At 54.5% G+C, this 255-nt stretch carries 1 rRNA gene; it reads right to left on the reverse strand.

Annotated elements, in window-relative coordinates:
* Window positions 1–255: ribosomal RNA gene (locus M3212_RS21925) — 16S ribosomal RNA — on the reverse strand; the annotation flags it as partial.

Here is a 255-nt window from a genome sequence, read left to right on the forward strand (position 1 = left end):
CCCGGGAACGTATTCACCGCGGCATGCTGATCCGCGATTACTAGCAATTCCGGCTTCATGCAGGCGAGTTGCAGCCTGCAATCCGAACTGAGAATGGCTTTATGGGATTGGCTCCACCTCACGGCTTTGCTGCCCTTTGTACCATCCATTGTAGCACGTGTGTAGCCCAGGTCATAAGGGGCATGATGATTTGACGTCATCCCCACCTTCCTCCGGTTTGTCACCGGCAGTCACCTTAGAGTGCCCAACTGAATG

This window comes from Halalkalibacter oceani (assembly GCF_023715705.1).
In the GTDB taxonomy this organism is placed as follows: domain Bacteria; phylum Bacillota; class Bacilli; order Bacillales; family Bacillaceae_D; genus Halalkalibacter; species Halalkalibacter oceani_A.